Here is a 4,522-nt window from a genome sequence, read left to right on the forward strand (position 1 = left end):
CCTGCAAAATACAGACAGCAGCTTCAAAAAGTTGCCTAGCTTTTTTTCAAAATGTCCTTTACAAAGGGTACACTTCAATTTGGAAATCGGCTTTTTTTCTATATATTAGCTTTTAGTTATAATCGAATTAATGGACTTCTTATGGCTAATTCAAATCTTTTAAATACCACGCATCCATAGCAGAGTGTCCAGAACCTGGTAGGGGTTCTTGTAAAAGTGTAAATCCAAATTTTTCATATAAAATACATGCAGTTTTTAATTCATGCATTGTTTCTAAATAGCACTTTTCATAATGTTTAGAGGCAAATGACAAAGCTGTTTCCATTAATTTCTTGGAAAGCCCTAAACCTTGTGCTTTTGGACTTAAGTATAGCTTTTGTAATTCGCAAACTTTATCCTGTTCACTGAACGGTGCTATACCAATTCCACCTACAACTTCCCCATCTAATTCTACTACCCAATAGTTCGCATGTTTTAAATTATTATAATATTGGTAAAGGTCGTTAAGTTGAGGATCAAAATAAGCTGATCCAGGAACCGCTAATCCAAGTGATTTTAATGAATCTTGTATAATTTCTTTTACTTTTGCATTGTCTTCTTTTTTAATTTCTCGAATAATCATATACGATCTCCTTCAATTAGGTCTTAATAGGGATTGCCACAGGTTTTTGAAAATAATATCTCTAAAACGTTGACTTTGTCCACATTTTAGGGATATATTTATATTAATATTAAACGTGGACTAAGTCAACTAAAGGAGAAAGTATGGATAAAGAAATTATTTATGATATCAGACAATTCAATCGTTTTTATACCAAGGTACTTGGTTTATTTAATAACCAAATTCTAGATACAGATTATTCATTAACCGAAGCACGAATACTATTTGAAATAAGCGAGAGAACTGAGTGTATTGCAAATAATCTCGTGCAAGAACTTAAAATTGATAGAAGCTATTTGAGCAGAATTTTACGTAAATTTGAGAGGGAAGGATTAATAGAGAAAAAAAACTCACCAATAGACAGTAGAAAAAATCTCCTATTTTTGACGAGAAAAGGGGAAGAACTACTAGATAAAATTAACAATCAGTCAGATGAACAAGTAAATCAATTGTTTAATGGACTAACTAATAGTGAGATCAATGAAATTCGTAATTCAATGATGCTAATAAAAGAAAAATTAGATAATAATAAACTTTGAAGATTATCTTGAAATCGAGTCTTCTGTTAAAGGGCGCGATTGTTGAAGAAGCGTCGCTGTTCTTATCTAGCTAACGGGTGGTTTAGTCAAGTGGGAGCAAAGTCTTTTTAGACATTGCTCCTTTTACATTTAAAAGTATTTCTGATAATACTCTTTCCTTAGCCTCCCACTTAATTGAGCGTAGATCCTAGTTGTTTCGCTTTTCACATGCCCCATAAGACTTTGTATGACTTCTATGGGAGCGCCATTGTTCAACAAATGTGTTGCATAGCTGTGTCTAAGTTGTTGTGGATGAATTTCTTTATTGATTTCAGCACGATTTGATATCGGCTTGATGATGTATCGCATTTGGGCAACACTCATTTTATGTGGCTGTCTTACTGTCACAAAAAATGGCAGGATTATTATCAGTACGGCTTTCAATATAACGTTTAAGCTATATGTCACAACGCGTATTAAAATAAACCTCCCTTTCCTTATCACCTTTTCCTCTAACGATTGTGGGTTGGTTGGACCAACTAATATGGTTCTTTTCTAACGCAACTATTTCTCCAATTCGACAACCAGTAGAAAACATGAATTTGAAAATTGCTTTTTCCATTGCGGAATGACAGGATTCACGGAGGTGTTCAATCTCCCGTTCGGTTAAATACTTGGGTATCCGTTTTCCTACTTTCGGTTCTTTAATTTTGGAAGTTGGATTCTTACTCAGGTATCCTTCTTCATGAGACCAACGAAAAAATGATTTCATAAGCGGATACGATGTGCAAGACGGGCTGGTTTTAAGTGCTTGCCGGATATAGCAAGATATACCTTCAGTTGATTGGTGTCAAGCAATTCCATCTCTTTATCCTTAAAATAACCAATTAATAGCAAAGACTGTAACAGGTAGGCCTTCAGCGTTTGTGGCGAAAAGCCCTCTATTCGTTTATCAGCTTCAAACAAAGTCCATGCTTTTGACAGTAACAATTCCATTCCCCCTAAAATAGTAATATAAAAGGGATTATTGCCGACTTAATAGAAATCTAGACATAAGGAGTGATTTTACGAACGGGGCAGGATACTTTAATAGGTATTCAAGGTTTTTTGGTAAATTATCAAATAAGGGAGGAGATGTTTTGAATAAATATCTTAAAATCACGCTTGGCATTTTAGGTGTCATATTATTAGGAATTGGAATACTTGTAGTTGTCTTTATATTAGAAATGAAACCTGATAAAGATAAAGAAGAAGAAGTAAGAAATCAAGCTGAACAATATTTAGAAGATAATTTTAATGATAACTTCGAGATATATGACACTCTGTATGATAATATGGGGAACTTTGAATTTGAATATGCGGCTAAGGTCAGGGATAAGAAAACGAATACAGAGTTTTTAGTTTATTTTGATGCTGAAACAAATCAAATGGTGGATACTTACATGGCGGATAAATGGGCAAATGACTTAGAAAGTGAAATACGTCCTTTTATTAAAAAGAATTTTGGAGAAACAACTGATTTCTTCGTTTCCTTTACTAATGATAATATCGGCCAAGAATTAGGTATCGACCCTCTTAATCCTAAAAGTTATAAAGAGTTTGATGTTGCACCGATTATTCGTATTATAGTCACTCGCAAAAAGAGTGAAAATGACGAACAAATCTTAAATGAATTCATAGCTTTTCTAAAAAGCGAAGATAAATTACAACACGGTTCATTTGCTATGAGTTATATCGAAGAAAGAGGTGTCATTTTAGATGATGAATGGAATAAAGATTTTTAATTAGATAATTTCTTCAATTACTGGGGTGCTTTACTTGAAGATCCTTGAGCTGTTTAGACAGCTCTTTTTTCTTATTGTATTAACGGAGCAGGATAATTGAATAAAGAAGATTGAAAAGAAAGTAATTCACAAAAAAGGGAGGTATAAAAGGTGGACTTATTACTCTGGATAACTATTGGTTTCATAATAATCGGATTTGTTGTTCTCACTTCTATGAAAAAAGGTATGGAAAGTAAGCTCGCTTTTATAAAAGCAAATATGGAAGACGAGGAAAGTTCAACAAAAGCTAAATCCATAATTTGGTGGATAGTGAGTACACAGCTTGGGGAATAGTGAGTATAACTCTTATTGTTTGGTGGTTTCATAATCACTTTGGGTAACTGTTGGTTTCAAATGTACTTAAACAAACGGAGTGATATACTTCAAGAAGGGATTCCACAGAGATCCCATCCTTTTCTTTTTCAACTAACAGAGCATTTAGCTAAACAAGTTATAAAATGAAAAGAATAAAATAATTAAAAAAAGCATTCCGGTGAATGCTTTTTCAAAACAGCTTTGTCTGGTAATATGTCTTTCCGATATTGCCAGTATATCAGACACCCATTTTTCTACGGGTATTGCTTGTTTTTTTCGTTTGCTGGCTTTTCATTTTTTTTGTTGAAAGGTCGGCATTCTTTTTTCCTTTATTAGCAGAGGAATGGTTCTTTTTGTTTTCAAGCTGCTGTTTCACTGCCTCTTTCAGGCTGATTTTTTTTGGGGATACTTCAGATTGATTATTCTCGGTCATAGGAAATGCTCCTTTGAATATGATAGTTAGTCCAGTATAATCTATTTTCTATTATTTGTGAAGCTTTCCACTTTAAATTACAACAAGTAAAGAAGCTTTTTACTAACGGTGCAGGTTTGTTGAAGCAGGTTTTAGGTTAGCTTTATAGAATTAGATTTAGAAGTATATTTTAAAGGTGGGAACAAAATAAGGAGACCAATTGTTAATCTTAGTGATTATAACCTTACTGGGAAAAAGAATTTGAATATGAGAAAAAAGAATTGTTGATGTTAGGTGATAAAGTTGTGGGAATTGAATATATTGGAATCGAATCCAATGATTGATATTATCTTGAGCATGCGATTTTGAACAGGAAGCGCCTTATTTCTGTCTCTATTCCTTATTCATTTTCATTTAGTAGCTTTAATATCCGTTTCAAATTGACAGCGAATATCGTTGTAGCACCTTGAATTTCCATGCCAAATAGACCCGCAGTCGATGCCGTATCGTACCCGTGTCCGTTTTTTAATTCACTATTCTTCGCTTCTACTTTGTAGCGATTTGCGGCTAATTGCTTAAATGCTTCCGTATTTTGAAATGCCTCTTGTTCGGCATGTGTATCCGACTTAATTGTGACAGAATATGTTTTACTTTTTGCGCCTTCTTTATAACAGCCTACTTTGCATTTTTCAATGTCAAAATAATATGTCTGACTCTGACTCTTACTCGTTCCTTTTTTACCCGTACGTGCTTTTCTTGTCGCGAGATGACCGGCCTTACAAACAAACATTCC

General features: G+C 33.7%; 5 protein-coding genes and 2 pseudogenes. 3 read left to right on the plus strand and 4 right to left on the minus strand.

What is annotated here, in order from left to right:
* Positions 1-145 precede the first annotated feature (145 nt).
* Positions 146-622, minus strand: a complete 477-nt coding sequence (locus C7Y47_RS24455) for a GNAT family N-acetyltransferase (protein ID WP_142511118.1) — start codon at positions 620-622, stop codon at positions 146-148.
* Between the two features lie 143 nt (positions 623-765).
* On the opposite strand from C7Y47_RS24455, the gene C7Y47_RS24460 reads away from it, so the two are divergent.
* Entirely contained in the window at positions 766-1,200 is a 435-nt protein-coding gene (locus C7Y47_RS24460; RefSeq protein ID WP_142511119.1) for a MarR family winged helix-turn-helix transcriptional regulator, read from the plus strand.
* 129 nt (positions 1,201-1,329) lie between these two features.
* On the opposite strand, the pseudogene C7Y47_RS24465 reads toward C7Y47_RS24460, so the two are convergent.
* Positions 1,330-2,169: pseudogene (locus tag C7Y47_RS24465) on the minus strand (tyrosine-type recombinase/integrase).
* Positions 2,170-2,318: 149 nt separating this feature from the next.
* On the opposite strand from C7Y47_RS24465, the gene C7Y47_RS24470 reads away from it, so the two are divergent.
* Together C7Y47_RS24470 and C7Y47_RS24475 are read left to right on the plus strand one after the other, a co-directional pair.
* On the plus strand, positions 2,319-2,963 hold the full coding sequence (locus tag C7Y47_RS24470) for a hypothetical protein (protein WP_142511120.1): 645 nt from the start codon (positions 2,319-2,321) through the stop codon (positions 2,961-2,963).
* Between the two features lie 150 nt (positions 2,964-3,113).
* A pseudogene (locus tag C7Y47_RS24475) lies at positions 3,114-3,343 on the plus strand (hypothetical protein).
* 212 nt (positions 3,344-3,555) lie between these two features.
* Here the strand turns inward: C7Y47_RS24475 and C7Y47_RS24480 are convergent.
* Together C7Y47_RS24480 and C7Y47_RS24485 are read right to left on the minus strand one after the other, a co-directional pair.
* Complete coding sequence (locus C7Y47_RS24480; protein WP_142511121.1) at positions 3,556-3,750, minus strand: hypothetical protein; 195 nt, start codon at positions 3,748-3,750, stop codon at positions 3,556-3,558.
* 379 nt (positions 3,751-4,129) lie between these two features.
* On the minus strand, positions 4,130-4,522 hold a 393-nt coding region (locus C7Y47_RS24485; RefSeq protein ID WP_185903605.1), incomplete at its 5' end, for a transposase.

It is taken from the genome of Lysinibacillus sphaericus, assembly GCF_006864135.1.
Taxonomy (GTDB): Bacteria; Bacillota; Bacilli; order Bacillales_A; family Planococcaceae; genus Lysinibacillus.